The sequence below is a fragment of the Prosthecobacter vanneervenii genome (assembly GCF_014203095.1).
GTDB lineage: Bacteria > Verrucomicrobiota > Verrucomicrobiia > Verrucomicrobiales > Verrucomicrobiaceae > Prosthecobacter > Prosthecobacter vanneervenii.
Genome location: NZ_JACHIG010000012.1, coordinates 109,620 through 136,082 on the forward strand (window position 1 = coordinate 109,620; position 26,463 = coordinate 136,082).

Sequence of the window (26,463 nt, forward strand, 5' to 3'; positions counted from 1 at the left end):
CGATTGTTTTGACACCTCTTTTGAGACCATGCAGGCGGTTAACTTTCACAGATTTCTCCCATCCGCTAATATTCCTAGCAGTTCATGACTTAAGTCATGCTGATGAAGCCTATCTTGCGCCTATTGTTGCTGGGCATGGCGACAAATTAGAAACGTGACCTAAACAGCTCAACTTCTGAAGATGCTTCATGAACTTATTTTTCATCATGCGACATAAATACTATGACACCTGTTCAATCAATTCTTCATTGAGTGATCGGCCCTCAATCCCCGCTTGAATTGAGGTGGACTCGGGGCTTCAAAATACCCTTTCATGTCCGACCTCAAAGAATACCTCTCCCAGCGCTGCCATTTTGTGGATGCCGCGCTGAACCGCCTCATCCCTGATGCCGACACCCGCCCGGCCACTCTGCACAAAGCCATGCGACACAGCATGTTCGCAGGCGGCAAGAGGCTGCGCCCCATCCTTTGCCTGGCAGCGGCTGAGGCCTGCGGCGGCTCCATCGATGATGCTATCTACAATGCCTGCGCGGTCGAGTGTCTGCACACCTACTCCCTCATTCACGATGACCTCCCCTGCATGGATGATGACGACATGCGCCGCGGCGTACCCACCTGCCACAAAGTCTATGGCGAGGCCATGGCGCTGCTGGCTGGAGACGCGCTGCAGGCGCTGGCCTTTGAGCTCGTCACCCGCACGCCCATCGCGCCGCTGCATCCAGTCGCGGTGATGGTGCTGGAGCTGGCCCGCACCGCAGGCAGCCTGCACCTCGTAGGCGGCCAGGTGGCCGATCTGGAAGGTGAAGGCAAAAAGCTGCCGCTCGAAGACCTGCGCTTCATTCATGAAGGCAAGACCGCCGCACTGCTGACCACCAGCGTGAGGCTCGGTGCCATGAGCGCCAACGCCAGCGAAGAGCAGATGCAGGCGCTGCATGACTTTGGCATGGCCACCGGCCTGGCCTTCCAGATCATCGACGACATCCTGGACGTGACTCAGACGAGCGAGAAACTCGGCAAGAGCGCCGGCAAGGACGTCGAGGCAGAGAAAAGCACCTACCCCGCGCTGATGGGCCTGGATGCCTCCCGCGCCGAAGCCCACCGCCTCACCGAAGCCGCCAGCCGCGCACTCGATGTGTTTGGAGATTCCGCCGTCAGATTGCGCCAGCTCGCGGACTACCTGCTGAACCGGGATTACTAGAATCGGTTGTTTTTTAAATGACATGTAGCCTCCCGGCTCAGCTGCCGGGAGGGTTTTACGAATGATCGGACCGCTGCTACTGCGCCGCGATCTTGTCCTTCTCCTTCTTCTTCGGCGGCTCTTCGGACTGCGTCTGAATGACCTCGCCGCCGGAGGGGATCACGAGCTCATCGCGCACCTGCGCAAAAGAACGCCCTTCGCGTGAGGCGTGGATGTAGAGCTTCTGCTTGCGCTTCTTGAGCGTCTTCAAAACTGCCTCCATCTGCTCGGACTCCACCTTGTCCATGAAGTCGGCAAACCAGTAGATCGTGTCAGCCTCCATGACCTCCTTCGACATCAGCGCAGTCCAGGCGTAGGTGATGCCGTTGAACTCCACAAACCAGGTGTTCCGGCGCTGGCTCATCATGTCATAGATGGCCTCCAGCGGCATCGGCTTGGCGGGGTCATACTTGAGTTTCTTGCGCTCTTCCTTGGAGATCTTGAGCGGGGTCTTGCCCTCCCATACCTGCCAGAAGGTGCGAAACTTGTCGCTGCTCACCGGATTGATGTCGTCGTCGATCTTCTCCTTCGGCTTCACCAGCCCGCAGCCAAAGTAGAGCACCAGCGGACTGCCGTAGGCCACCTTGTCCAGCTCCTTGGCCACCAGCGGGAGAAACTTGGTCATGGAGCGGGAGACATCCATGACCACGGCGATCTTGCGTGTGTCCTTGAGCTCTTTCCCAAACATCATCAGCGGCTTGAAGGCGCGCCCGGACATGGCTCCCATTCCCACTCCGCTGCCAAAACCGCCGCCTGCTCCGGCAGTGCCGAAGCCGGTGCTGCCGAGCTTGTCACCGCCGGCCAGGGAGGAAAAGTCCGGCATGTCCAGCATGGCTGGCGGAGCCTCCGGCAGTGTCAGCGCGGCGTCGATGCTGGTGGAGATCAGGCGCTGCTGCGGCATGGACTTCTGCACTTTTTGCTGCCGCTTCACCTGCACCTTGTGCGCCAGCTCTGCAGAGGCCTTCGCTCCCTGCTGCGTGCCACCGCCGGGCAGGAAGTCGATCTGCTTTTCATACACCTTGGAGGCAAACACAATAAACCCAGCCGCCACGACCAGCCCCACATGAAACAGGATGCTCAAGGTCAGCGACCCGCCGCCTATAGAGCGCCACAGCCGCACCAGGCGGTTGGGCTGCCTGTAGGTCTTCACTGCCCTGGCTCCGGGAGCGTGCGCCCCCACGACCTCTGAAGGCGATCCATCCTCGGACTCAAGTATCTCGGTAGTTGGATCCATGGCGGTATCCCGCTCTAAACGGGGCCGTCCGCTCTTTCTTCGGCTATTTTCCAGAATTCTTCTGGATCATTGAGGTTGAAAGAGTTGATCCAAACCGCCACTCAGCTTTTCCGGTGGGCCAAAATTCAGCAGCAGGGTGGATCCATCCCCTTGCACCACTCTGAAGCCTAACAGCCGCCTGCCGCCGGGCTCGATCTGCATGTCCAGCTGGCGCAGGTATTTTTTGATCAGCAGGGGGCGCGGCACCATGGCCACCGTGGTGTAGCCGGGCTCCTGCTGGGTGATCTTGAGCGTGAAGTTGTTCGTCAGAGACTCGGTGTCCATCTCCCGCCCGCTCAGAAATTTCATCCACATGCGCACGCGGCTGTCGTCGGACTTCAGGGTCTGCCACGGGCCCTCGGGGCTTTCCCTCAGATGCACGGACTCCTTGTCAAAAATGAGTGTGGATGCCGCAGGCGCGCCCAGTTCCAGCCGGAAACGCCCGTCCGCCATGCGCCAGAAGCGCCCGCTGGTGTGCACCGGCTCCTTCAGCGCCGGGGTGGTGCGCGTCTGCTCAAAAGCCACCTTGATGCTGCCGATTTCTTTCTGCGCCGCCATCCAGGCCTGCATCACCGGTGGGATGGAGGAGGAATCTGGCGCCGCGTGGGCAGACAGGGACAGCAGAAAGGTGAAGACAAAGATGATCGGCAGACGAATCACCCCACAGCCAGACACCCAAACCGCCCTGTTCTCAAGCGTTTCGCGGCCATGATTTCCCTTGCCCCCCCGTGCAAACCGTGTTCTCTGACCCTTCACCCCAACCCCCTACTTCACACACATGAGCGAACGTCGCGTCGTCATCACCGGCATGGGAGCCATCGCCCCCAACGGAAACAATAAAGATGACTTTTGGAAAAACCTGGTGGCAGGCAAGAGCGGGATCCGCCGCATCCAGTGCATGGACACCGAGAAGTATGACTGCAAGATCGGTGGAGAAGTGGTGGACTTTGACCCCACGCCCTTCTACAACAACCACAAGGATGCCCGCCGTGCGGACCGTTACTTCCAGTTTGCCATGGCAGCCTCCAAAATGGCAGCCAAGGACGCCGGTCTCAACCCCGACAGCCTTGACCCCCACCGCGTGGGCGTGATGGTGGGCAGCGGCATCGGCGGTCTGAGCACCATCGAGACCCAGTATGAGATCCTGCTGAACAAGGGCCCGAACCGCGTCTCCCCCTTCCTGATCCCGATGATGATCACCAACATCGCCAGCGGCATGATCGCGGCGGAGTACGGCTTCATGGGGCCGAACATGGTCATCGTGACCGCCTGCGCCACCTCCAACAACAACATCGGGGAAGCCTGGCGTATGATCAAATTTGGCGATGCCGACGTGATGATCGCCGGTGGTGCCGAGGCCTCCATCCGCCCCTGCGGACTCGCCGGCTTTGCCAATATGAAGGCCCTGAGCCTGCGCAATGACGAACCCGAGCGCGCCTCCCGCCCCTGGGACAAGGACCGCGACGGCTTTGTGATGGGCGAAGGCGCCGGTGTGGTGGTCATTGAAGAACTCGAACACGCCAAGAAGCGCGGTGCCACGATCTACGCCGAGCTGGCTGGTTACGGTGCCACGGCAGACGCCTACCACCTCACCTCCCCGCATCCGGAAGGCCTGGGCGCCGCCAAGTGCATGGAAATGGCCCTGCGCCACGCCAAGATGAACACCACCGATGTGCATTACATCAATGCGCACGCCACCTCCACCCCGGTGGGAGACCTGTGCGAGCTGCGCGCCATCAAGCGCACCTTTGGCGAATACGCCACCAAGGGCCTGCTCGTCTCCGGCACCAAATCGATGACCGGCCACCTCCTCGGCGCAGCCGGCGGCGTGGAGCTCATCGCCTCCGTCATGGCCATCAAGGACCAGGTGATCCCACCGACGATCAACGTCGAAAACCTCGACCCCGAAGTGGACGTGGACATCGTGCCAAACACCGCCCGCCCTGCCAAGGTGGAAGCCGCCCTGAGCAACTCCTTCGGCTTCGGCGGCCACAACGCCGCCCTGCTGATCAAGAAGTTCTAAGACTGAACTGGAATCTCCAGATGGGTGTGGCGAAAGCCCACCCGTCTTTTTTGTGCCTGCGGTGGGAGTCCTCTCCTATCGCGTCACCGCCAGCTCCACATCCTTCGCGCCTTCCACCACATCCAAGGTCCACTCGCCCGCGCCGGGCTTCTGCTCCTTCGTTGTCGCGGTGCCGTCCGCTGTTTCCAGACCGGGCACATCAGCAGCGCTGTAGCTCACGGTCAGCTTCACTTTACCCACGATCGGGCCGGTCTTTTCATCCAGCTTGAACTTGCCGCCCATCACACGTGCGCAGGCCACCGGTGCGGAGGGATCGTCTGAGGCAAAGATCACACTGCCCCAGCTCACGGGCTTGCCGTTCACCGTGACCTTGCCGTTGATGGCGGTGCGCTTCATCGGCTTGAGAAAGCCCTGGTTCCGCAGCCAGTCACGCAGATGGCCGCTCCAGGTGCCAAGCACGGGATCGCCCAGGAAAAGGCCCACGCCATGCGGACCGGGGCGGTAGATGTGCAGCTCGGCGGGCACTTTGTTTTTGCGGCAGGCCAGGTAAAAGGCCACGGCGTTTTCGGCAGGCACCACAGTGTCCTCATCGGTCTGGAAGATGAAGGTGGGCGGAGTATTGGCCGTCACGCGCGTCTCGGTGCTCACATGTTTGGCCAGTTCGTCGTTGTCGTTCGGGCCCAGCAGGTTTTTGCGCGAGCCCTTGTGTCCGTAGTCCTCGATCATCGAGATGACCGGGTAAGTCGGCGCAGCCACATCAGGACGGGCGCTGACTTGATCAATGGCATCATTCGTCATGCCCTCGGGTTTTTCATCAAACATGGTGGCCGCCATGGAAGTCAGATGCCCGCCAGCGGAAAAGCCGATGATGCCGATGCGGTTCGGGTCGATGCCGTACTCTTTGGCATTGGCCCGCACATGGCGGATGGCGCGCTGCACATCGATGAGCTGCGTCGGAAAGTGGTACCCCTGGCTTCCGAGACGGTAGTGCAGCACAAAGGCGGAGACGCCCAGGCCATTGAACCACTTGGCCACCTGCACGCCCTCATGATCCGCCGCCAGCCCGCCGTAGCCACCGCCGGGACATACGACGAAGGCCGCTCCATTCGCCTTGTCCTTGGCTGCCGACCACACGTTGATGAAGGGCTGGTCTTTGTCCTCCGTGCCTCTGGCTCCTGGAGCGCCTTCGGGCCAGAGCTTCACCTTGGTGGGCTCGGCGTGGCCGAGGGAGGTGAAAAAGAGGGCGGCGGCAAAAAGAGAAATCTTGTTCATGCGGGTGGAAGTCTGTTAATCCTGTCCACTACAGCCGTTCTTTCATCCGTCATGATCTCACGCCGTCATTTTCTTTCCACCAGCCTCGGCGCTCTCAGCGTCTCCACCCTGCCCGCCATCGAGCCCATCAAGCGCCCCGGCAAGAGCCGCATGCAGCTCGGTGTGGCCGCCTACAGCTTCCGCGACTACTTCCAGTGGATGCGCGACAAGGAGCAGAAGCCGAAGGACGGCAAGCCGCAGTGGAGCATCCTCGATTTCATCGACTGGTGCGGCGACAACAACGTTCCCGGCGCAGAAGTGACCAGCTACTTCTTCCCGAAGGACGTAGATGAGGCATTCCTCCTGGAAGTGAAACGCCGCGCCTATCTGCGTGGCGTGCAGCTGGCAGGCACGGCGGTGGGCAACAACTTTGCCCTGCCAAAAGGTGAGAAGCTGAGCGAGCAGATCGCCTACACCAAGAAGTGGATCGACCACTCCGCCATCATGGGCGCACCGCACATCCGCGTGTTTGCCGGACCGCAGCCGAAAGACCTCACGGAAGAGCAGGCCGTGGCCAACTGCCTGGAGTCCTACCAGGAGTGCCTCGACTATGCCGCCAAGAAAGGCGTCTTCCTCGGCCTGGAAAACCACGGCGGCATCGTGGCGGAGCCGCAAAACCTCATCAAGATGGTGAAGGCCGCCAAGAGCCCCTGGGCCGGCATCAATCTCGACAGCGGCAACTTCCACACCGAAGACCCCTACGCCGATCTCGCCAAGATCGCCCCGTATGCCGTGAACGTGCAGCTCAAGATGGAGATCAGCCGCAAAGGCGCCAAGAAAGGCGAAAGCGAGCCCAGCGACGTGAAACGCGTGATCCAGATCATGCGCGACGCCAACTACCAAGGCTGGTTCACCCTCGAGTTTGAAACCAAGGAAGATCCCTTTGTCCGCGTGCCCGAGATCTGCGACATGCTGCGCCCCTTGTTGGCCTGAGTTTGCGTTGGTTGGCAGTTGTTTGCGATGGTTTGCAGTGGTTGAATGAGGCCTTGGGCGCGCTTTGCGCCTGAGGTTCTTGATTGCTGCAGACCATGAGAAAAGAATTCCCCTTTGAGAAGCTGGAAGTCTGGCAGGATGCCCGGAAGCTGGTCCGCTCCGTGTATGAGTGCGCAGGTGCATTTCCATCCGCAGAGCGCTTTGGCCTGGCCAGCCAGCTCACCCGCGCCTCAGTTTCTGTGGCCAATAATCTGGCCGAGGGCAGCGGGCGCTCCAGCCTGAAAGATCAGGCTCACTTTTCCAGCCAGGCCTACAGCTCCCTCATGGAGACAGCGTGCGATCTCATTCTCTCCAACGACCTTGGTTTCACCTCCAGAGAGGCCACCGATCCCATCCTGAACCAGGCCTACGACCTCTCGGTCCGCATTCACAATCTCCGCGAATCCCAGCTCCGCCGCTCCTCTCAGGCTTGAAACCATCGCAAACCACTGCCAACAACTGCAAACCACCGCAAACCCCGCCATGTCCCACGCCCCTACCGTCGTCATCGAAAACTTCTACCCCTGCCTCGATGGCGGGCGGCATCCGGTCAAACGTGTCATTGATGAAACGCTGGATGTCTGGTGCGACATCTTCAAAGACGGACATGATGTGATGAGTGCGGTGCTGCGCTGGCGCACGGCGGGCTCCAAACGCTGGTTTGAGGCTCCCATGAAGCTGCTGGAAAACGACCGCTGGCATGGCCAGTGCCGCTTTCCCAAAGCCGGACGCTGGGAGTATGTCGTGGAGGCCTGGGGAGACACCTTCCGCTCCTGGAAGAAGACCTTCGCCGTGCGCGTGCAGGCCAAGGATCCCGACGTACCTGTGGAGGCCCAGGAAGGCGCACGCCTGCTGCGCGAGGCCGCGAAGCGCGCCCGCTCTGCGGGCACCGCCGCCAAGCAGCTCGAAGACTTTGCCGATGTGCTCACCTCCTCCAAGCCTGCAGACCTCATGGACGTGCTGCTCTCCGAGGAACTGCAGAGCCTGATGGACCAGTACCCGGACCGCTCCCAGTCCACGACCTCAGACACCCTGTGCGCCACCGTGGAGCGCGAGCGCGCACGCTTCTCAGCCTGGTATGAGTTCTTCCCGCGTGGCGCCGAGGGCCGCAGCGACAAGCACTCCACCTTCCGCGACTGCCTGGGCCGTCTTGATCACGCGGCGCACATGGGCTTTGATGTCATCTATTTCCCGCCGATTCACCCCATCGGTGTCACCGCACGCAAAGGCAAAAACAACACCCTCACTGCCAAAGAGGGCGATGTGGGCAGCCCATGGGCCATCGGCGGCCCGGCAGGCGGGCACTACAACATCGAGCCCGCGCTCGGCACCGAGAAGGACTTTGTCTGGCTGGTGAAGGAGGCCAAGAAGCGCGGCCTCGAAATCGCGCTCGACTTTGCGCTCAACTGCTCGCCAGATCATCCCTATGTGAAAGACCACCCCGAGTGGTTCTACCAGCGCCCGGACGGCAGCATCCGCTACGCGGAGAATCCGCCGAAGAAGTATCAGGACATCTATCCGCTGAACTTCCACTGCGACGACTGGCGCAACCTCTGGAAGGAACTCATCGCCGTGGTGCAGTTCTGGGTGGACCGCGGCGTGAAGATCTTCCGTGTGGACAATCCGCACACCAAACCCGTCGCCTTCTGGGAGGAGCTCATCGCCACCATCCAGCGCAAGGATCCGGACGTGCTCTTCCTGGCCGAGGCCTTCACCAAGCCGAAGATGATGCAGGTGCTGGGCAAGGTGGGCTTCACACAAAGCTACACCTACTTTACCTGGCGCGAGGACCGCCAGTCCCTGACCGAGTACGCCACCGAGCTGACCCGTGGCGATATGCGCTGGTACTACCGTGCCAATTTCTGGCCCAACACCCCCGACATCCTGCCCGGCCACCTGCAAAATGCGGGCGGGCAGATGTTCCGCATCCGCGCCGCACTGGCCGCCACACTCTCCTCCACCTGGGGCATGTACTCCGGCTACGAGCTCTGCGAAAACGACCCCTACCCCGGCAAGGAGGAGTACAACAACAGCGAGAAGTACGAACTCAAGCAGCGCGACTACAACAAGCTCGGCAACATCACCGGCTTCATCCGCCAGCTGAACCTCATCCGCCGCGAGAACCCGGCGTTGCATCTCTACGACAACCTCCGCTTCCACCACGCGGACCACGCCCAGACACTCTGCTACAGCAAGGCCACGCCTGACTTCAGCAACCGCATCCTTTGCGTCATCAGCCACGATGCCCACCACCCCGCCATCGGCATGGTGCATCTGGACCTCAGCGTCCTCGGCCTGGATGGCAGCCGCCCCTACAAGGTGACCGACCTGCTGCACAACCAGACCTACGAATGGCGCGGCGCGGACAACTACGTGGAACTCCGCCCCGGCGGCACCGCGATGCACATCTTCCGCGTGGAGCAGTGATGCACCATGAAATGCCGCGAAAAGCTGCTGCTCTCCCTGCTGGTGCTTTTGCTTGCAGGGATGTCGCTCTCATGGCGGCTTGAGTCTAGCAGCAAAGCGGCTCCGCTGGGGCATGATGCCACCTTTGTGATCAAGACGATCACGGGTGCCAAGAAGGTTGAGATCCAACTCGTCTTTTTTGATGAGAAGCAGTGCACCCTGCGAGTGGCGGTGAATCCCAGCCGCCAGATGGCAGCGCCTCTGAATGAAATCGCAGCAGAGGCCAAGGCCCTGGCTGTGTGCAATGGTGGCTACTTCCATGTGGACAATCTCACCTCCGACGGGCTCGAAATCGCCGATGGCAGACGAGCAGATGAATTCCGCCGCAATGCTGGCTGGGTCGGTGCGCTGATGGTCCGTCAGGACAAGCCGTCGCTCATTTTGGAAAAGGAGTTTCAGGACGCGCCAGACATCAGCGACTTTATCCAGTGCAGTCCCTGGCTGGTGGATGAGGGGCAAATCTGCCCCGTGCTGAATCCCAGCCAGGACCCGCGCAACCGCCGCACTTTCATCATGACCGATGGCGCTGGACGCTGGGCCATCGGTGTGTGCAATGGAGTCGGGCTGCATGAGCTTGCAGGCATTCTTGTCACGCCTGGCATCATCACCGAGATGAAAGTGAAGCGAGCGCTGAATCTCGATGGCGGCCCCTTTACCGGCCTTTGGTGCCGCAGCGCCGATGACCGTGAGCATTTTGAAAAGCCCGGCTGGGAAGTGCGCAACGCCATCATGGTCCTGCCGCGAGATTCAAGGTGAGCTGCGGCGGCTTTGCTCTCGTTGAAGATAGATTTCAGATTCCAGTCTGTATTGGTGAAGCCTCCGCCAGACGGCCCCTTCCCCATGCTGAAGCACCTTTGCTCCCTCCTCGTTGTCGCCCTGCTTGCCTCGCCTCACTCGCTGAGTGCTGCCGATTCGATCATCGTCGAAAAAGGCAAGCCCCATGCGGAGATCGTCATCTCTGACAAACCCGCACGCATGACGAAGCTGGCGGCGAAGGAGTTGCAGCAGTACGTGGCCAAGATGTCCGGCGCGACTCTGCCTGTCGTCACAGAGCGCACGCCGGGAAAATCCGCCATCTTTGTAGGCATGAGCCGCCACACGGAGGCACTGGGCCTTGCGACACAGACGCTCCAGCACGGTGCCTTCCGTATGGCATCCGGCGAGGGCTGGCTGGCTCTGCTGGGTGCGGACAAGGACTATGTCCCCATCGAGCCCTGGGGCCGCAAGCGGGACAAGAACGAAACCGCCCGCGTGAATGCCGAGTGGGACAAAATCACGGGGGACACCTTTTGGAACACCGCCAGCGAGCTCTACCAGCGCTACCACCCGGAGCTCGACATCTGGGAGATGGATGATGCAGGCACCTTCAATGCCGTGAATGAATTTCTGCGCGGCCTCGGCTGCCGCTGGTTCGCTCCCGGAGAGATCGGCGAGGTGGTGCCAAAGGTTGCGACGATTCCGCTGCCGCAGGTGAACCGCACCGTGACGCCGGACTTTGGCTTCCGCCGCTTTTCCTACTACACGCAGCACACGGGCATTGGCGACAGGGCGCTATGGGATCTGCGCCTCGGCCTCAACTTTGGCGCGGAGATCGCGGGCTTTCCACAGATCTGCCACGGGCTGAAGTTTGTCATCATGCGCGAGGAGATGAAAAAGGCGCACCCGGAGATGTATCTGCTGCAGGAGGGCAAACGCAGCACTCGCAGCGAGGGCGTCCCCAATCTGCTCTCTCCGCTGCTGTTTGAAAAACAGGTGAAGCATGTGCGCGCCATGTTTGACCACTTCCACGAGCCGATGCACAACATCGACCTCGTGGACGGCTACAGCGGCCTGACCTCCGACGATCCCGCGTGGATGGCGCAGCTCACACCGGAGCGCGGCTGGAGAGGCACCATGTCCGACCACGTGTGGGGTTACCTGAACCGCGTGGCGCTGGAGGTGAATCGCAGCCATCCCGACCGGCTCGTCAGCGCACTGGCTTACGGGGCCTACACACAGCCGCCGCAGAAGATTGAAAAGCTGAGTCCCAATCTCGCGCTGATCGACGTGCGGCACCGCCAGGAGTTCTGGGACGAGGCCAAATGGAAGGAGCGCCGCCAATGGCGCGCCGAGTGGCTCAAGAAACTGCCGTCAGGCAAGTACATCAGCTGGGACTTCTGCACCAATGCACGCCCCGAGCAGGTCGGACGTCCGGTGGTTTATACGCAGCAGATCAGCCGGGACCTGCGCGAGCTGAAAGGTGTCAGCCTTGGCGAACTGGTGGAAATTTATGCGCACCCCACAGACAAGGAAAAATCCTTCGGCTACAACGACCTCGCCATCGAGCATCTCAATCTCTATCTCACGGCCCGGCTCTACTGGGATGTGAATCAGGACGTGAATGCGCTGCTGGCAGATTATTTCACCAGCTACTACGGCAGTGCGGCAGAGGCAATGAGGGCCTTCATCACCCATGCGGAGGCCAATTGGATGCACATGAACACCGATGCGGCAAAGATCGGCGAGTCTCTGGACCTTCTCGCCAAGGCCAAGGCCGCCGCCGATCCGGCCAGTCTCCCCGGCCGCCGCATCCGGCAGATCGCGGACCTCATGAAGCCACTGGAAGCCCTGCGGATGCAGCTCAGCCGCAAACGCGAAACGGATCTCTCCTATCGCGTGCTTGAAACGTCCAACACCGGCGCCAAACCGCTCGGCAGCAAGCCGCTCGATGGGAACGTGGACAAAGCCTGGTGGGGCGAGGTACGCATCGCGCCGCTGATCAAGCTGCGCCCTGAAGACACGCAGCCCAAATGCAGTAGCAGCTTCCAGATCCAGCGCGATGGCAGCACGCTGCACATCGGCATCGTGTGCCTGGAGCCGGACATGAAGAGACTGCAGATCAGCACGACTCAAAACGACGATCCGAAGCTGCTGGACGGCGACCACGTCAGCCTGCTGATCGAAACATCCTCGCGCAGCTACTACGAGATATCCATCAATCCAGCCGGAGCCGTGTATGATCTCGACCGCGCCACTGGTGGACGTGGGCTCGGCTGGAGCAGCGGCGCGCAAGTGGCCGTGCATCGCGGCTCGGACCGCTGGAGCATCGAGATGAGGCTCCCGATTGTCGGAGACGAGGCTTTTGTGCTCGACCCCACCAAGGGCATCGATGGCTCGCGGCCCACCGAGCTCTTCCCATGGCACTTCAATCTCGGCCGCAACCGCGTGCGGCACGGCAAGGCAGAGCGCACCGCCTACTCACCCACCGGCAAGACAGACCTGCATGTGCCCGAAAAGTTCGCCAAGCTCTGGGGTCGGTAAGATTTTCCGTCACCAAATTCCTGGTGAGATATGGACGTCTGCGCGCGTTCGGAAAAGATGCGCCCAGCCATTTTCAGCCTTCTTCTCCTCGGCCTGCTCTCTACCGCCTCCGCCGCAGAGCCGCGCTGGTACAAAGGGAACACGCACACGCATTCCCTCTGGAGCGACGGCAATGATTTTCCGGAGATGATCACGGACTGGTACAAGCAGCACGGCTATGACTTCCTGGCCATCTCTGACCACAACGTGCTCCAGGCGAAAGAGGTGTGGATGAGCGAGCCCGCCATCGAGAAGCGCCGCCGCATCCTCGGCAAGACGACCATGGAAAAGTACCGCGCCCGTTTCGGTGATGAATGGGTGACCACACGCGTCAAAGACGGCGTGACCGAGGTGCGGCTTAAGAAGCTGGAAGAGTACCGCCCCAAGTTTGAAGAGCCGGGCAAGTTCCTCATCATCCAGGCGGAGGAAATCACGGCAGGCTTTGGCAAGATCCCCATCCACCTCAATGGGGTGAACCTGCGTGAGGAGATCAAGCCGGTGAAGGATCTGAGCAGCATCCAGGAAGTGATGCGCGCGAATCTGAAAATGGTGAACGAGCAGTCGCAGCGCCTGGGCATTCCCATGCTCTCCCATATCAATCACCCGAACTTCAGGTGGGCGCTCTCCGCCGAAGATCTGGCAGCGGTCCTGGAAGAAAACTTTTGGGAGATCTACAACGGACACCCCACCATCAACTACCCCGGCGATGCCTCGCGCATGGGTCATGAAAAGATCTGGGATGTGGCCAACACGCTGCGCATCTCCGAATTCAAAGCCCCGCCGCTCTACGGCGTGGGCACGGACGACTCCCACCGCTACCACGGCGAGGAAAACGGCCCTGGCCGCGGCTGGGTCATGGTGCGAGCCGCCAGCCTGGATCCCGCCGAGATCGTGAAGGCGATGAAGGCTGGCGACTTCTACGCCTCCTCCGGCGTGACGCTGGACGATGTGAGCTTCAAGGACGGCGAGCTGCGCATCCGCATCCACGCAGAGCCCGGTGTCACCTACAGCACACAGATTCGCGGCACGCTGCCCGGCTACGATGCCACCACACGCCCGGCCCCGCCCGTGGCCGATGACCTCCATCCGCCGCGCCTGCTTTACTCTGACGACATCGGCAAGACACTGGCCACCATCGAAGGCACGGAAGTCGTGTGGAAGCCGAGCGGGAAGGAGCTCTACTTCCGCGCGGTGATCACCTCATCAAAGCCATACGCGAATCCCTCTTTCGAAGGCCAGAAGGAGATGGCCTGGACGCAGCCGATAGGGTGGAAGAAGTAGGGGTGATGTTGTGACGTTCGGCAGCCCGAAGTAGTGCGGGCAATCCTGCCCGCAAAGAGCGCGTTCACCACGGGGCAGGATTGCCCGTGCTACTTAGCCATGCACCATCGGGAAACTCTACCTGATCCGCATCCCCTGCATCCGCCCCTGCATGCCTTCCAGCATCGGAGCCATCTCCAGCTTCATAGAAAGCGGGGCCTCCTTGAAGAAGAGGCCCATGTCCTTGGTGAAGTTCTTTTCAAAGCTGGCGGGGTCCTGATCCAGCAGCATCTGCATTTCAGGATTCTTCGCGGCCTTCTTTTTCATCTCGCGCTGGATGCCGCCGATGATGCGGCGGCGGTCCTCCGCAGGGAGCTTCTCTAGGCCCTTCATCACCGCCTTGAAGTTCTCTTCCACGGTGCGGCCCACGTATTCGCCCTTTTCTTCATCGGTCAGGGATTTGGTAAAGCGCTCCATGGTTTCCAGGCCGTCCTCGCGCATCTGGTTGCGCTGGCTGAAGTCGAGCTTGAGCACGGAGGCGATGACCTTGTCGAGATAGGCTTTCCGCTTCGACTCCGAGAGGTTTTCATCCTCCAGCCACGGGGCCTCGGCCATCAGCGCCAGAGTCTTTTCCGGTGAAAAGACCGAGTCCTCCGTGACCCACATGACCACGCCCACTCCGGCCCACACGAGGACGAGAAAAGCGGCGATCTGGAGCCAGAAGCGTTGGAGCGGCATGATCCGCTACTTTTTGCCAAAGCGGCGGCCTAGCAACGAGAGAAATTCCCCGGCTTCCTCCACCTTGAGGATTTTGGTGACAGCAAAATACGCTGCGGCAGAGGCGGCAATGCTGATGCCCAGCGTGGCGCAGCGCAGCACAAACTGGAGATGCGCCCAGTCGGACATGATGCTGCTCTTGGCGGCGATGCAGATGGCAGACATGGCCGCGATGCCCACCAGCAGCCTGCCGAGCGATTGCATGAGCGGACCCGTTTCGAGACCGGAGGCAAATTTGCGCATGCAGAGGTAGAGCGTGAGGAAATTGAGCGAGAGCCCCACCGCCGTGGCCCAGGCCAGCGCGGTGTGGTCCCAGTGGAAAACAAAGACGGTGATGGAGTTCACCGTGGCGGTGAAGACGATGACGCCGATGCTGACCACCATGGGAATGAAGCGGCGGTTGATGGTGTAAAACGCAGGCTGCAGCACCTTGATGGCAGCGTAGAAGATGAGACCAAAGGCGTAGGCCTGCAGCGGTGCCGCGGTGTTGCGCACGTCCGAGGCGTTGAATTTCCCATGCTCGAAAATCACGGAGATGATTTCCTCTGAAAGCAGCGTAAGGCCCACGGCGCAGGGCAGTGTTAGGAAGAGCACCAGACGCAGCCCCTTGGCCAGCGCGCCACGGAAGGCGGGGGTAATTCCATCGGTGGCCAGGCGCGACAGCATGGGCAGCGTGACGGTGGCCACGGCCACGCCAAACAGGCCCAGCGGCAGCTGCTGCAGACGCTGCGCATTGGCCAGCCAGGCGAGAGATTTTTCATGCCCGTCGGTATAGGAGGCGAAGATGGAGTTGAGCAGCACCGCCACCTGCGTGCCGCTGGCGGCCAGCATGGAGGGCCACATGAGGTGCAGCACCTCCTTCACAGCCGGGTCTTTGCAGCCGAAGTCGAAACGGAAGCGGAAGCCCACACGACGCAGCGAAGGAAGCTGAATGCCGAGCTGCATCACACCGCCGATCAGCGTGCCGATGGCGAAGCCGGTGAGGCCCTTGTCGGTGACGTGGCCATGGCGGAACCCGGGATCAATGATCCACGCCAGCACCACGCCGCCAACAATGCAGCCGAGATTAAAAAATGCCGAGGCCACGGCAGGGATGAAAAAGACCTTCTTCGAATTCAGCATGCCCATGACCAGCGCCGTGACGGACACCAGCGCGATGAAGGGGTACATGATCTGCGCCAGCCAGGTGCCGAGCACCTTGGCCTCCTCGCTCAGACCCGGCGTCAGGATGCGGAAAAGGATGGGTGCCAGCGCCACACCCGCAATGGCCACGAGCGTCATGAACCACATGGAGAGGGAGATCATCTTGCGCCCGAGCACCCACGCGGCCTCGTCGCCCTCAGTCTTCATCTTCTTGGAGAAGGTGGTGACAAAGGCCGTGGAGAGAGCGCCTTCGGCAAAGAGATCTCGCAGCATGTTCGGCGTGCGGAAGGCGGCGGTGAAGATGCCGGTGTAGGCGGAGCCGAAGAAGCCATTCAGCATCTGGTCACGCACCAACCCGAGCACGCGGCTGCACAGGATGGCAATGGAGACCACGCCGGTGGAGCGGGCCGTGGCACCGGTCTCCGGCTTGGCGGCCGCTGGGCTGGCCTCCGGTTTGCCTTCTTTCATCGGCTCTGATGGAGATGCGTCATTCATGTGAGTGTGATGCGTGATTCAAACTGGGCGTATGGACCAAGCGCGGATTTGGAGTGCGGCTGCGCAGTGAGGAACGAACGAAGCTGCCGCTTTCGAGCGTCTCGTGGTGGCGCGGGGTCTGGGGAATGCGCATGCCGTCCGGCCTGCGGAAAGCGGTGGCTGCGCTCGTCCCTCGCTTCGCGACCGCACTCCAAAGGGCTGCCGCCACTTGCGCTGCGATTGGAACGAAGTTCGTGAGGTCATCGAAGATGTGGAAGGGAGGACGGCGGCACTACACCCGGCGGCTGGCGCGGCGCAGCTTGTCCATCATGGCGATTCCCATGCCATGTTCATGCAACGGTTCTGCAATGATTTCGTCCACGCCCAGCTTGTCCAGCGCGCGCAACACATAGAAAAAGCGCACGGCTGCCTCCGGGAGCTTGCCGTTGCCGGGGCTGAGCATCATGACTTCCTCCCAGTCGCAGAGATTGAGGTAGCCGTCCTTTTCTTCGCCACGATAGCTCATGAGGGCGTAGCGCTTGCCCTCTTCAGGAATGAAATCATCCGGGCTCTCCAGCAGGCGCAACGGCGTCTTGGGAGCGTAATGGGAGGCCAGCTGGCCGGGAGCAGCGGTGGCTTCATCCACCACCGTGCGCGTGGCCTGTCGCACTTTGCCGTAGGCTTTCAGATCTTCCGGGGTGATGGGACCGGGGCGCACGATGTCGATGAACATCTTGGGGCTGCCGGGCTCGATCTTGATGATGGTGGACTCCAGGCCAAACATGCACGCTCCTGCATCCACGATGAGGTGGATGCGCCCATCCAGCTCTGCCTGCACAGCGCTGGCGGAGGTGGGGCTGATGGAGCCGAAGCGGTTGGCGCTGGGCGCAGCGAGAGGTTTGCCCAAAGCGGTGATGACGCGGCGGAAGATGGGATTGGAGCTGACGCGCACGGCCACGGTGGGCAGACCGGCGGTCACGAGATCCGGCACGATGGGCTTCTTCGGCAGCAGGATGGTCAGCGGGCCGGGCCAGAAGCGCTCGACCATCTTTTTCAGCGTCGCGGAGATCTCCGGCGGCACATCGGCCACGAGGTCGAGCTGGTCCTTGCTGGCCAGATGCACGATGAGCGGATCAAAACTGGGGCGCTCCTTGGCCTCAAAAATCTTGGCCACAGCGGCGGCATCCAGCGCATTGGCCGCGAGGCCATACACCGTCTCCGTGGGCAGCGCCACGACTTCGCCCTCCCGCAGCAGGCGCACGGCTTCATCCACCGCCTGGTGCATGAGCGGAGGCTGGTCAGTGGGGAGGACGGCTGTGACGTAGGAGGACATGAGAGGAAGTGAAAGATGAAGACTGAAAGATAAAAACTAAAAGGGTTCGAGAGCGGGTGATCGAGGCAGAACGATGCTTAGATTTCAGCTTTTATCTTTTAGTTTTCCGAACGCGTGAAGACTCCCATGACGGCAAAGCATGCCACCCTCACTTCGCCGAAGGCGCAGCGCCTCCTTCAATCATCGCCCACGCGTTGTGATTGTGGATGGATTCGTAGTTTTCAGCCTCCACACGGAACCAGGTGATGCGTGGATGCGCCTTGGCCTTCACGGCCACATTGCGCACGAGGTCCTCAACGAACACTGGGTTGTCGTAGGCGGCTTCAGTCACGTGCTTTTCATCCGGGCGTTTCAGGATGCTGTACAATTCGCTGCTGGCGCTGGACTCCACGAGCTCCAGCAGGTCCTCGATCCAGATGGGATCACTGAAGCGCACGGCCAGAGTCACGGTGCCGCGCTGATTGTGCGCGCCACGGGCGCTGATGGCCTTGGAGCAGGGGCAGAGCGTGGTCACAGGCACCTCCACGGTCAGGACAAAGTCGGTCTTCTCCTTGTCGGCGTTCACTTCAAAGATGACGCCGTAATCCAGCAGGCCTTCGGCACCGGAGACGGGTGCCTTCTTGGAGCGGAAGTAGGGGAACTTCATCTCCACATGCGCCTTGTCGGCATGGAGCTTTTTCATCAGCTCCTTTGGCATGGCCACGATGTTGGAGACAGTGAGCTCCTTGCCATGGGCATGCAGCACCTCCACAAAACGGCTCATGTGGGTGCCTTTGAAATGATGCGGGAGATCGACGGCGAGGGAGACGGTGGCGACAGTGTGCTGCACAGCGGCATCTCGGTCGCGAATGCTCAAAGGGAAGCGCAGACTGCGCACACCGACGCGGTCGATGGGCAGTTGGCGGTCATCACGTTCGTTTTGCGTGTCGGAAAGTGCGGGCATGGGCTGGAAATAGAACTTCCCACTGCCGCGGTGTGCAACAGTGGGAAGCAGATCAGGAGAAACCCTTCACGGGTGTGACGTCCGGCAGATCAGGGCAGGAGGTTGACGGCGCGGGAGCGCTTGACCTCACGCACGACCTTGCGGTGCAGCCAGGCAGGAAGACCGGTGATGCGGCGGGGGATGAGCTTGCCGGATTCGGTGGTGAAACGGGCAAGGATCTCAGGATTGGTGTAAACGATCTTTTCCACCGGGATGTCCACACGGCGGCGCGGCATCTTGCGATTGGCGCGGCGGAAGTTGGACATGCGTTCTTTGGTCTTCGGTTGCATGGCAGTCTTGGGTAAAAATTAGCGAATTTCGCGGTGAAGGGTGCGCTTCTTCATGAAGTGATTGAACTTCACCTTCTCAAGACGGCCGGGGGTGCGGACGCTCTTTTTGTTGCGCGTGGTCACGTAGCGGGAGGGCGGCATTCCTGCGGCCTTGGCTTCCGTGCATTCCAGTGTGATGATTTCTCGCGGCATAAATTTGGGGCGCGGAGATTAGGTCACTCCTTGGAGAAGTCAAGCGATTCGCCTGAGTTGTTGTTATTGGAGCTCGGAATCGTGTCGTCCTCGTCCTTTTCGTCGTCGGAGGCGTCGTCCGCGCTGTCCAGTCCGAAGAGGGAGTGCACCGGGCGGCTCCAGCGGCCGCTCATCTGGTTGCGCTCCAGCTTTTCCTGGTAGGCGACGGAGAAGCGGGCGAAGGGCATGGCCTCCAGGCGCTCTTCCGGGATCTTGACGCCAGTTCCTTCGCACACGCCGTAGGTGCCGGTTTCGATGCGCTTGAGGGCTTCGTTGATCTCATAGAGGGCGTCCTGTTCCTTGCCGAGGAGGCTGAGGGCGAAGTCGCGGTCATAGGCATCGCTGCCGGCATCTGCCTGATGCATGCCGAAGGCGGAGGCGTCGCCGTTTTCATTGCGGATGGTTTCGCTGGCCACGCCTTCAATGGAGTTGAGGTAGGCGTCGCGCAGCTCCACGAGGCGCTGCTTCTGCTTCTTGAGGAAGGGGGTCATCTTCACCGGGCCCTTGGCGATCTCGATAGTGATGCCTTCGTCCTCACCGCGGTTCACGCGGGAGCGCGGGGTGCCGCCGGTGGCGCCACGGGGCATGGAGACCTGGGGAGTTTTGGTGGCGGGCTTTTCAGCCTTGGCAGGAGCCTTCTTGGCAGGAGCGGGGGCGGGCGCAGGAGCCGGGGCCGGGGCTGCCTTGGCGACAGGCTTCTCGGCCTTGGCCGGTGCGGGCTTCACAGGAGCGGCGGCTTTGGCAGGAGCGGCCTTCTTGGCCGGGGCTGCAGCCTTGGCGGGTGCGGCTTTCTTGGCAGGTGCCGCCTTCTTTGCAGGGGCGGCGGCTTTCTTGGCGGGAGCTTTTTTGGCGGCGGGTTTCTTCACAGGCTTGGGATCGGGTTTCTTGGGGGCGGGCTTTTTCGGCGCCGCTTTTTGAGAAAGGGGTTTGCTTTTGGCCTTCACCGCCGGCTTGGCGGGGGCTGGTTTGCTCTTCGACTTCACCACCGTGGCTGGAGCTTTTTTCGCGGGCTTGGCGGCGGGCTTTTTAACTGCGGGTTTCTTGGATTTCGCAGGCATGACTTTGACGGTGTTGGGTTAGTCGATGAACATCTCCTGTCACAGCCCCCGTTGCGCAAGGGGTGGAAAAAGAGGCGCGGATTCTGGCTGCGGTTGCCATTTCACGCAACCAGTATTCCAACGCCGCCCCAAGGTTCACGTTTCAGGCAGGATGGGCATCTTGTGGCATGTGGCCGGTTGCGCCACCGGGGAGACAGGGCTTACTCTGGGCGCATGAATGCCGAGCCTCCCCCCAGTTCCGTGCTTTCCAGCCTCTGGCTGCAGATCCGCGCCGTTCTCGATCTGGTGCTGGATCTCTCCTTCCAGCGCTTTGTGACCCCGCGCCTGGTGCGCATGCTCTACGTGCTGAGCCTGCTGGCGGCGGCCTTCTACGCCTTCAGCTACATGTTCAGCGGGTTTAAAAACGGCACCTTCACCGGTCTTTTCCAGATGGCCACAGCCCCGCTGGCCTTTCTGCTCTACCTCATTGTGGCCCGCGTCACCGTGGAGCTGATCCTGGCCATCTTCCGCATCGCCGACCACCTGGCGCCCAGGCCGGATGAGCCCGGGGCCAGGCCGCCGGTGAAGCCGGGGAATTTCACCGACCCGGTGAGGTAGGATCTTGAGGGTGGTTGCCTCTGATGCGCGACTTTGTGAAATTTTTCACAAATTGCGGTTGCCGCCCCCGGCTGCACCCTGATAATCGACCTGCCGATGTACACTCCCATGCTCGCTACTTTTGATCTCATTGCGCTCGCCGCCTCGGTGGGGAAGATCGTTTTTCTGACTTTCCTGGTCATCCTGCCGCTGGTGTCCATCGCCGTTTACTTTGAGCGACGCATCTCCGCCGTGATCCAGGACCGCGTGGGCCCGAACCGCGTGGGCGTGCCGCTGACGCTGTTTGGCTTCAAGAAAGACTGGCAGCCCTTCGGCATCGGTGGTCTGGCCCAGGCCGCGGCAGACGGCCTCAAGTTCATCCTGAAAGAGGACTTTGTGCCGAAAAACGTGCGCACTTTTTACTACTGGCTGGCCCCCTGCCTCACCGTGGTGCCCGCGCTGCTCACCTGTGTGGTACTGCCCTTTGGCAGCGAGCTGAATCTCTCCTTCCTTGGTCTGGCCGAGCCGATCAAGCTGGTGATCGCCGACCTCAGCGTGGGTCCGCTTTTCACTTTTGCCATCGCCTCCATCGGCGTGTACGGCATCGTGCTGGCAGGCTGGTCTTCCAACTCCAAATATCCCTTCCTCGGCGGTGTGCGCGCCAGCGCGCAGATGATCTCGTATGAGATGTCCCTCGGCCTTTCCATCATCCCGGTGCTGATGATCTTCGGCGAGCTGAACCTGACCAAGATGTCCGCCTTCCAGGATGCCAATGGCTGGCTGCTGCTGCCCTTCTGGGGCGAGGGCCTCACGCTCTCCCGCTGGGTGCTGCTCATCCCCATCGTCATCTCCTTCGTAATCTTCACCGTCTCCATGTTTGCCGAGACGAACCGCCTGCCCTTTGACCTGGCGGAGTGCGAAACGGAACTCGTGGCCGGCTACCACACCGAGTACAGCTCCATGAAGTTCGCCCTCTTCTTCATGGGCGAATATGCCGCGATGATCATCGGCTCCGGCATGGCGGTCACGCTCTTCCTCGGCGGCTGGAGCATCCCCTTCTGGCCTTATCTGGAAAAGGTCATCCCGCTGCAGCTGCACTACACCCCCGGCACCACGCCCTTCTACACCGGCCTGCTGCACATGGGCACGTTCTTTGCCAAGGTGTTCCTTTTCATCGTCTTCTTCATCGTCATCCGCTGGACGCTGCCCCGCTTCCGCTTTGACCAGCTCATGGCCCTGGGCTGGAAGGTCTTCTTTGAGCTGGCGCTGGCGAATGTCTTCCTCACCGCCGTGCTCATGTGGTGGTTTCCGCTGAAGTAATTTCGCGCCCCCAAGCCTTTTGGCAGCAGAACCATGCAGATGATCTGCTCTGATCAGGCGAACCTGACAGCGCAGGCCAATCAGACCTGCGGCTCCACCACGCACGCGTAGGCGGCAGTGTTGGTGCCGGGCATGGAGACGATGGCGGGTTGCCGGGTGCACCTCGCAGAGAGTGCGCCAAGCACCAGATGCAGCGCGCTGCTGGCGCCCATGCTTTCTCCCAGGATCTTCTTGGGGTTGTGCACCGCACTCCATGGGCCGCAGGACCATGCGGCGTCCTCGGCGTGGTCCAGGCGTGAGATACCGATCAAATCGGTGAAGAGCGTGGCCTGCCGCCCTGCCAGCGACTCGCAGGACTGCGTCACGAGCTGCGGCAGCACCTTCGTGCGCTCCTGCCAGGAGAGATAGCCCAGCGGGCCGATCATGGCACTGATCTGCGGGCCTGCGCCTTCAGCAGAGACGAGGATGGCTCCGGCGCCCTCAGACGCGATGAGGCGCGGGTGATAGTAGGTGAGCGCCTCGGCGCTGAGCCAGTCGCACTCCTCCGCTGCGAGGATGAGGCATTCTTTGACAATGCCGCTGCTGATCCAGAAGGACGCGGCATCCAGCGCCTCCATGATGGCGTTGGAGCTGCCCACCAGCGTGCTCACCGCGCCGTCGATGCCGAGAAAGGAGGCGATGTGGGAGGCCGGTGCATTGAAGACCGTCTCGGGGAAAATGAGCGGGCTGGCCTGCGCGGGATTTTCCAGCACCTCGTTGTAAAAGCGGCCGGTGTAGTTCACACAGCCGTTCATCATGACAAAGATCATGCCCAGGCCCGGCGGCGGCGCGGCGGGGTCATACCCGGCGTCTGCGAGGGCCTCCCGTGCAGCAGCCACGGAGTAGCGCGTGATGGCGCTGGCACGACGCAGGCGCGGGTGGCGCGTGACTTTCTCCGGCGGCGCTGGCGGCACGAGGCGTGTCTGGCACGGCCAAGTGCGGTCTCCGGGGCGCGCGCAAGGCACGGCGGGCAGCGGCACCCCTGCCACCACGGCTTCCAGCATGGCGGGAGCGCTCCAGCCAGCGGGGCTCACGGCACCCACGCCACGGATGTAGAGGCGCGGGGAGTTCATGCGGACCTCCTTTGCAAGACGAGGGTGGCATTGGTACCGCCAAAGCCGAAGGAATTTGTCAGCGCATAGTCCAGCGCGGAGCGGCGGAACTGACGCACGAGATCAAAGCGCACGGCGGGGTCCACCTCGCGCACATTGAGGCTGCCGGGCAGCCACTGCCCCTGCAGGGCCATGAGGCAGATCACCGCCTCCACTGCACCCGCACCGCCCAGCAGGTGGCCCATAGCGGACTTGGTGGAGCTGACAGGAATGCCTGCCACGGCATCGCCCGCCCAGGCGGCGATGGCGGAGGACTCGGCCACGTCATTAAAGGGTGTGCCGGTGCCGTGGGAATTGATGTAGCCGATCTGCGCGGGCGAGACTCCGGCCTGCGCGCAGGCGGCGGTCATGGTGCGGATGGCGGCCTTCCCTTCGGGGTCTGGCTGCGTGAGATGGTGCAGGTCCGTGGCGGTGGCGTAGCCGGAGACATTTCCCAAAGCGGGGCTCTGCCGCACCTCCTCGGCCTCCAGCAGCATGACGGCAGCTCCTTCACCGAGGGCCAGGCCGTCGCGCTGGGCATCAAAGGGGCGCGGGATGCCGCTGGGTGCCAGGGCATGCAGGCTGTCAAAGCCCGCAAAGACCAGCCGGGCCAGCGCATCGTAGCCGCCTGCCAGCACGCGCTTGGCACGGCCGCTGCGAATCATGTCCGCCGCCCAGCCGATGGCATTGGCCCCGGAGGCGCAGGCATTGGAGACGATGATGACGGGGCCGCGCCAGTCATACTCGGCGGCAATGCTGCTCATCTGCCGCTGCGGCTGGTAGTGCTCCACGCGGGAGAGCTGCGAGGGCACGCGGCCGTTGTCCATCCGCGCATTTTCAAAGTAGGCCTCTCCCAGCGGCATGGCGCCTGCGGAGGTGCCGATGACCATGGCGTCGATGCCTTCCAGCGTCTCCCGCCCGGCCTGCCGCAGCGCCTCGCGGATGGCCATGAGCATCATGCGCGTGCCGCGATCGATGAAGGGCAGCTTGTGCGCCGGCATGCGGCGGAAGAGATTTTCCTGCGGCAGATCGACGAGGCCTGCGGTCTTGGCGATGAAGCCCGCCGTGTCAAAGAGGTCCACCGGCCGGAAGGCGATGCGGTCCGCCGCCAGGGACTGCTCGTTTTCCTGCCACCCAAGTCCCAGGGGCGAAACGATCCCCGCTCCTGTGATGGCTATGCACTGGCTGGTGGGGGAAGGCACGCGGTGGGGGCTGGGTGAGATTCGTGGTGTGTTAGGTTGATCTGCCTGCGCTAGTGTTCATTCTACGACGCGGCGCGGCACATGGTTTACGCTTCGGCGCAAGGACTGCAAATGTTTGGTGAACGCTGGGAACGTATTGTGAAAGAGCGCGGCGCGCAGGCCGCCCTGTATCTGGCTGACGGGCGTGCCATCACGTTCTGCGAGCTGGATGAGGAGGCGCGTGCCCTGCGACTGGAGGGGGACTATGTGCTGGCCCAGGGGGATGTGCCCCAGATCCTGCGCCAGCTGCTGGCGGGTTTTCTGCATGGCATTCCGGTGCAGCTGGTGGAAAAAGACCGCGCCCGCCGCGTGCCCGCCTGCCCGCCGCCCGCAGGCACGGCGCTGATCAAGCAGGCCGTGGGCGGCTCCGGCATGCGCAGGTGCCAGTTCTTCACCTTTGAGCAGATCGCCGCCGATGTGGACCGCCTGCATGCGGCCCTGGACCTGGGCGCGCGCGGCGTGGGCGTGGCCGCCATCTCCTGCGCGCACTCCTTTGGCCTGACCATGACCGTGCTGCAGACGCTGCTGCACGGCGTGCCCACCTGCCATGCACCGCAGCCCTTTGCCCAGCCGCTGATGGACGCCATGCGGCCCCATGCACGCGTCTTCCTGCCCGGCGTGCCTGCGCTGTGGAAGGCCTGGCTGACGGGCAATGTGGGCTTTGCCAATGTGAGCCTGGCCCTCTCTGCCGGAGCCCCGCTGACACTGGATCTGGAGCGCCTGGCGCTGGAAAAACACGGGCTCAAGATTCACAACCTCTACGGGGCCAGCGAGTGCGGCGCGGTCTCCTGGGATGACACCCCGGGCCTGCGTGAAGACGCCAGCGATCTGGGTCGCCTGCTGCCCGGTGTGGAGGCGCAGCCAGATGCCAACGGATGCCTCGTGGTGCACAGCAGCTCGGTGGGCCTGGGCTATGACGAGCCCCAGCCGCAGGAGCAGTATGGCACAGGCGCATTCACCACCTGTGATCAGATCGAAGTCCAAGAAGGGCATCTGCGTTTCCGACAGAGCACCGGCGCGGGGATCAATGTGGCAGGCCGCAAGCTCAGCCCCGCCGAAATCGCAGAGAAAATCATGCGCGCTTCCGGGCTGCCGCAGGTGAAAATCCACGGTGTGAAAAGCCGCGACCCCGAGCGCTGCCAGGACATCGTGGCGGAGCTGGAGCTGCCGCAGGCGGAGATCGACGCCGCATTCAAAATCAAGGCCTGCTCTCTGCTGGCGCCATGGGAAGTCCCGCGCAAATGGATCGGCAAACTCTGATGAAAGTCCCGCTCTCGACCCAGTCACTCAACCGCATCGCGCGCCTCTGCTCCATCCGCAACAAACGGTGGGAGCGCTGCTATGCCAGCATGAAGCTGCGCTCAGATCCCGTCTATGCAGCCGTGGCGCATGAGCTGGATGGCTCGGCCCTGCCCGTGCTGGACATCGGCTGCGGCATCGGTCTGCTGTCCTTCTACCTGCGGGAGGCGGGCTACACGGCGGACATCGCGGGCTTTGACTACGATGCCAAGAAGATCGCCTGCGCGCAAAGCATGGTGGCGCGCAGCGACTACACGGGCCTCAGCTTCATGACCGGAGATGCACGCCAAGGGTTGCCGGAGTGCAGCGGCCATGTCGTCATCCTGGACATCCTGCAATTCTTCACACGAGACGAGCAGGCCGCGCTGCTGCGTGCCGCAGCAGCCCGTGTGGCGCACGGCGGCAGGCTCATCATCCGCACCGGATTGCAGGATGACTCATGGCGCTTCCGCATCACCGTGGCGGGAGACTGGCTCGCCAAGCTGACCCTCTGGATGAAAAGCGCGCCCGTATGCTACCCAGATCGCGAACTCTTCGAAAGTGTGCTCGGCGCTGCCGGACTGCGCGTACGCCTCCTGCCCCTATGGGGCGCCACGCCGTTCAACAACCACCTCGTCGTGGCTGAGCGTGAGTAAGGCGGGAGCTAAGTGACGGCATGTGCTGCCAGCATGCAGCGGTGCTTGCTTTCAGGTGCGTGCATGAGTGACGTGACACATTCGCCGCTCTGA

Annotated in this window: 24 protein-coding genes; 12 read left to right on the top strand and 12 right to left on the bottom strand. The window is 62.0% G+C overall.

The features are described 5' to 3' along the window. The first annotated feature begins 313 nt into the window (after positions 1-313). Entirely contained in the window at positions 314-1,198 is an 885-nt protein-coding gene (locus tag HNQ65_RS22275; RefSeq protein WP_184343198.1) for a polyprenyl synthetase family protein, read from the top strand. A gap of 76 nt (positions 1,199-1,274) precedes the next feature. On the opposite strand, the gene HNQ65_RS22280 is transcribed toward HNQ65_RS22275, so the two are convergent. Continuing rightward, the gene (locus HNQ65_RS22280) at positions 1,275-2,471 is read right to left on the bottom strand and encodes a hypothetical protein (RefSeq protein WP_184343201.1); all 1,197 of its coding nucleotides are present in this window, start codon (positions 2,469-2,471) and stop codon (positions 1,275-1,277) included. 66 nt (positions 2,472-2,537) lie between these two features. After that, entirely contained in the window at positions 2,538-3,170 is a 633-nt protein-coding gene (locus HNQ65_RS22285) for an outer-membrane lipoprotein carrier protein LolA (RefSeq protein WP_184343203.1), read from the bottom strand. Between the two features lie 118 nt (positions 3,171-3,288). Between HNQ65_RS22285 and fabF the strand changes: the two genes are divergently transcribed. Then, the gene (fabF, locus tag HNQ65_RS22290) at positions 3,289-4,533 is read left to right on the top strand and encodes a beta-ketoacyl-ACP synthase II (protein ID WP_184343204.1); all 1,245 of its coding nucleotides are present in this window, start codon (positions 3,289-3,291) and stop codon (positions 4,531-4,533) included. A gap of 75 nt (positions 4,534-4,608) precedes the next feature. Here fabF and HNQ65_RS22295 read toward each other — a convergent pair whose 3' ends face one another. Next, complete coding sequence (locus HNQ65_RS22295; protein WP_184343206.1) at positions 4,609-5,805, bottom strand: alpha/beta hydrolase; 1,197 nt, start codon at positions 5,803-5,805, stop codon at positions 4,609-4,611. 51 nt (positions 5,806-5,856) lie between these two features. Here HNQ65_RS22295 and HNQ65_RS22300 point away from each other — a divergent pair, with 51 nt between their 5' ends. The 6 genes from HNQ65_RS22300 (at position 5,857) to HNQ65_RS22325 (ending at position 13,902) form a co-directional block, all read left to right on the top strand. After that, entirely contained in the window at positions 5,857-6,777 is a 921-nt protein-coding gene (locus HNQ65_RS22300) for a sugar phosphate isomerase/epimerase family protein (protein ID WP_184343208.1), read from the top strand. Positions 6,778-6,872: 95 nt separating this feature from the next. Beyond that, a complete protein-coding gene (locus HNQ65_RS22305; RefSeq protein ID WP_246438568.1) occupies positions 6,873-7,250 on the top strand; it encodes a four helix bundle protein in 378 nt (125 codons plus the stop codon). A 49-nt stretch (positions 7,251-7,299) separates the two neighbouring features. Beyond that, positions 7,300-9,243 (top strand): alpha-1,4-glucan--maltose-1-phosphate maltosyltransferase, encoded by a 1,944-nt coding sequence (locus tag HNQ65_RS22310; RefSeq protein ID WP_184343212.1) that lies wholly within the window; start codon positions 7,300-7,302, stop codon positions 9,241-9,243. 6 nt (positions 9,244-9,249) lie between these two features. After that, positions 9,250-10,038 carry a phosphodiester glycosidase family protein gene (locus tag HNQ65_RS22315; RefSeq protein ID WP_184343214.1) on the top strand — a complete coding sequence of 263 codons (789 nt, stop codon included), beginning with the start codon at positions 9,250-9,252 and terminating at the stop codon, positions 10,036-10,038. A gap of 54 nt (positions 10,039-10,092) precedes the next feature. Next, the gene (locus HNQ65_RS22320) at positions 10,093-12,582 is read left to right on the top strand and encodes a DUF4838 domain-containing protein (protein WP_221306252.1); all 2,490 of its coding nucleotides are present in this window, start codon (positions 10,093-10,095) and stop codon (positions 12,580-12,582) included. A 57-nt stretch (positions 12,583-12,639) separates the two neighbouring features. Beyond that, the gene (locus HNQ65_RS22325; protein ID WP_184343218.1) at positions 12,640-13,902 is read left to right on the top strand and encodes a CehA/McbA family metallohydrolase domain-containing protein; all 1,263 of its coding nucleotides are present in this window, start codon (positions 12,640-12,642) and stop codon (positions 13,900-13,902) included. 117 nt (positions 13,903-14,019) lie between these two features. On the opposite strand, the gene HNQ65_RS22330 is transcribed toward HNQ65_RS22325, so the two are convergent. From HNQ65_RS22330 to HNQ65_RS22360, 7 genes are all read right to left on the bottom strand, one after another. Further along, on the bottom strand, positions 14,020-14,619 hold the full coding sequence (locus tag HNQ65_RS22330; protein WP_184343220.1) for a hypothetical protein: 600 nt from the start codon (positions 14,617-14,619) through the stop codon (positions 14,020-14,022). Positions 14,620-14,625: 6 nt separating this feature from the next. Beyond that, positions 14,626-16,296 (bottom strand): murein biosynthesis integral membrane protein MurJ, encoded by a 1,671-nt coding sequence (gene murJ / locus HNQ65_RS22335; protein WP_184343222.1) that lies wholly within the window; start codon positions 16,294-16,296, stop codon positions 14,626-14,628. Between the two features lie 271 nt (positions 16,297-16,567). Next, the gene (locus tag HNQ65_RS22340) at positions 16,568-17,608 is read right to left on the bottom strand and encodes an L-threonylcarbamoyladenylate synthase (RefSeq protein WP_184343224.1); all 1,041 of its coding nucleotides are present in this window, start codon (positions 17,606-17,608) and stop codon (positions 16,568-16,570) included. Positions 17,609-17,756: 148 nt separating this feature from the next. Continuing rightward, complete coding sequence (gene folE2 / locus HNQ65_RS22345; RefSeq protein ID WP_184343226.1) at positions 17,757-18,551, bottom strand: GTP cyclohydrolase FolE2; 795 nt, start codon at positions 18,549-18,551, stop codon at positions 17,757-17,759. Between the two features lie 89 nt (positions 18,552-18,640). After that, a complete protein-coding gene (rpsR, locus tag HNQ65_RS22350; protein ID WP_184343228.1) occupies positions 18,641-18,880 on the bottom strand; it encodes a 30S ribosomal protein S18 in 240 nt (79 codons plus the stop codon). A gap of 18 nt (positions 18,881-18,898) precedes the next feature. Further along, the gene (gene rpmG / locus HNQ65_RS22355) at positions 18,899-19,072 is read right to left on the bottom strand and encodes a 50S ribosomal protein L33 (RefSeq protein ID WP_184343230.1); all 174 of its coding nucleotides are present in this window, start codon (positions 19,070-19,072) and stop codon (positions 18,899-18,901) included. 23 nt (positions 19,073-19,095) lie between these two features. After that, positions 19,096-20,169, bottom strand: coding sequence for a TraR/DksA family transcriptional regulator (locus HNQ65_RS22360; protein ID WP_184343231.1), 1,074 nt, complete (start codon positions 20,167-20,169; stop codon positions 19,096-19,098). Between the two features lie 213 nt (positions 20,170-20,382). Between HNQ65_RS22360 and HNQ65_RS22365 the strand changes: the two genes are divergently transcribed. Further along, complete coding sequence (locus tag HNQ65_RS22365) at positions 20,383-20,766, top strand: DUF4282 domain-containing protein (protein ID WP_184343234.1); 384 nt, start codon at positions 20,383-20,385, stop codon at positions 20,764-20,766. Between the two features lie 108 nt (positions 20,767-20,874). Then, positions 20,875-22,065, top strand: coding sequence for a complex I subunit 1/NuoH family protein (locus HNQ65_RS22370; protein WP_184343236.1), 1,191 nt, complete (start codon positions 20,875-20,877; stop codon positions 22,063-22,065). An 80-nt stretch (positions 22,066-22,145) separates the two neighbouring features. On the opposite strand, the gene HNQ65_RS22375 is transcribed toward HNQ65_RS22370, so the two are convergent. Both HNQ65_RS22375 and HNQ65_RS27045 read right to left on the bottom strand, forming a co-directional pair. Next, on the bottom strand, positions 22,146-23,177 hold the full coding sequence (locus tag HNQ65_RS22375) for a beta-ketoacyl synthase N-terminal-like domain-containing protein (protein WP_184343238.1): 1,032 nt from the start codon (positions 23,175-23,177) through the stop codon (positions 22,146-22,148). Continuing rightward, on the bottom strand, positions 23,174-24,397 hold the full coding sequence (locus tag HNQ65_RS27045; RefSeq protein ID WP_184343240.1) for a beta-ketoacyl synthase N-terminal-like domain-containing protein: 1,224 nt from the start codon (positions 24,395-24,397) through the stop codon (positions 23,174-23,176). Before HNQ65_RS27045 ends, HNQ65_RS22375 begins: the two co-directional genes overlap by 4 nt. A 111-nt stretch (positions 24,398-24,508) precedes the next feature. Here HNQ65_RS27045 and HNQ65_RS22385 point away from each other — a divergent pair, with 111 nt between their 5' ends. Continuing rightward, positions 24,509-25,696, top strand: a complete 1,188-nt coding sequence (locus HNQ65_RS22385) for an AMP-binding protein (protein ID WP_221306253.1) — start codon at positions 24,509-24,511, stop codon at positions 25,694-25,696. Next, positions 25,696-26,370, top strand: coding sequence for a class I SAM-dependent methyltransferase (locus HNQ65_RS22390; RefSeq protein WP_184343244.1), 675 nt, complete (start codon positions 25,696-25,698; stop codon positions 26,368-26,370). Before HNQ65_RS22385 ends, HNQ65_RS22390 begins: the two co-directional genes overlap by 1 nt. Positions 26,371-26,463 lie beyond the last annotated feature (93 nt).

Coding starts and splice junctions, on each gene's coding strand:
- HNQ65_RS22360 (WP_184343231.1), bottom strand. CDS start 20,169: ATGCCTGCGAAATCCAAGAAACCCGCAGTTAAAAAGCCCGCCGCCAAG.
- HNQ65_RS22385 (WP_221306253.1), top strand. CDS start 24,509: ATGTTTGGTGAACGCTGGGAACGTATTGTGAAAGAGCGCGGCGCGCAG.
- fabF (WP_184343204.1), top strand. CDS start 3,289: ATGAGCGAACGTCGCGTCGTCATCACCGGCATGGGAGCCATCGCCCCC.
- rpmG (WP_184343230.1), bottom strand. CDS start 19,072: ATGCCGCGAGAAATCATCACACTGGAATGCACGGAAGCCAAGGCCGCA.
- HNQ65_RS22280 (WP_184343201.1), bottom strand. CDS start 2,471: ATGGATCCAACTACCGAGATACTTGAGTCCGAGGATGGATCGCCTTCA.
- HNQ65_RS22390 (WP_184343244.1), top strand. CDS start 25,696: ATGAAAGTCCCGCTCTCGACCCAGTCACTCAACCGCATCGCGCGCCTC.
- HNQ65_RS22315 (WP_184343214.1), top strand. CDS start 9,250: ATGAAATGCCGCGAAAAGCTGCTGCTCTCCCTGCTGGTGCTTTTGCTT.
- HNQ65_RS22330 (WP_184343220.1), bottom strand. CDS start 14,619: ATGCCGCTCCAACGCTTCTGGCTCCAGATCGCCGCTTTTCTCGTCCTC.
- folE2 (WP_184343226.1), bottom strand. CDS start 18,551: ATGCCCGCACTTTCCGACACGCAAAACGAACGTGATGACCGCCAACTG.
- HNQ65_RS22340 (WP_184343224.1), bottom strand. CDS start 17,608: ATGTCCTCCTACGTCACAGCCGTCCTCCCCACTGACCAGCCTCCGCTC.
- HNQ65_RS22295 (WP_184343206.1), bottom strand. CDS start 5,805: ATGAACAAGATTTCTCTTTTTGCCGCCGCCCTCTTTTTCACCTCCCTC.
- HNQ65_RS22300 (WP_184343208.1), top strand. CDS start 5,857: ATGATCTCACGCCGTCATTTTCTTTCCACCAGCCTCGGCGCTCTCAGC.
- HNQ65_RS22325 (WP_184343218.1), top strand. CDS start 12,640: ATGCGCCCAGCCATTTTCAGCCTTCTTCTCCTCGGCCTGCTCTCTACC.
- HNQ65_RS22375 (WP_184343238.1), bottom strand. CDS start 23,177: ATGAACTCCCCGCGCCTCTACATCCGTGGCGTGGGTGCCGTGAGCCCC.
- rpsR (WP_184343228.1), bottom strand. CDS start 18,880: ATGCAACCGAAGACCAAAGAACGCATGTCCAACTTCCGCCGCGCCAAT.
- HNQ65_RS22275 (WP_184343198.1), top strand. CDS start 314: ATGTCCGACCTCAAAGAATACCTCTCCCAGCGCTGCCATTTTGTGGAT.
- HNQ65_RS22310 (WP_184343212.1), top strand. CDS start 7,300: ATGTCCCACGCCCCTACCGTCGTCATCGAAAACTTCTACCCCTGCCTC.
- HNQ65_RS22305 (WP_246438568.1), top strand. CDS start 6,873: ATGAGAAAAGAATTCCCCTTTGAGAAGCTGGAAGTCTGGCAGGATGCC.
- HNQ65_RS22370 (WP_184343236.1), top strand. CDS start 20,875: ATGCTCGCTACTTTTGATCTCATTGCGCTCGCCGCCTCGGTGGGGAAG.
- murJ (WP_184343222.1), bottom strand. CDS start 16,296: ATGAATGACGCATCTCCATCAGAGCCGATGAAAGAAGGCAAACCGGAG.
- HNQ65_RS22365 (WP_184343234.1), top strand. CDS start 20,383: ATGAATGCCGAGCCTCCCCCCAGTTCCGTGCTTTCCAGCCTCTGGCTG.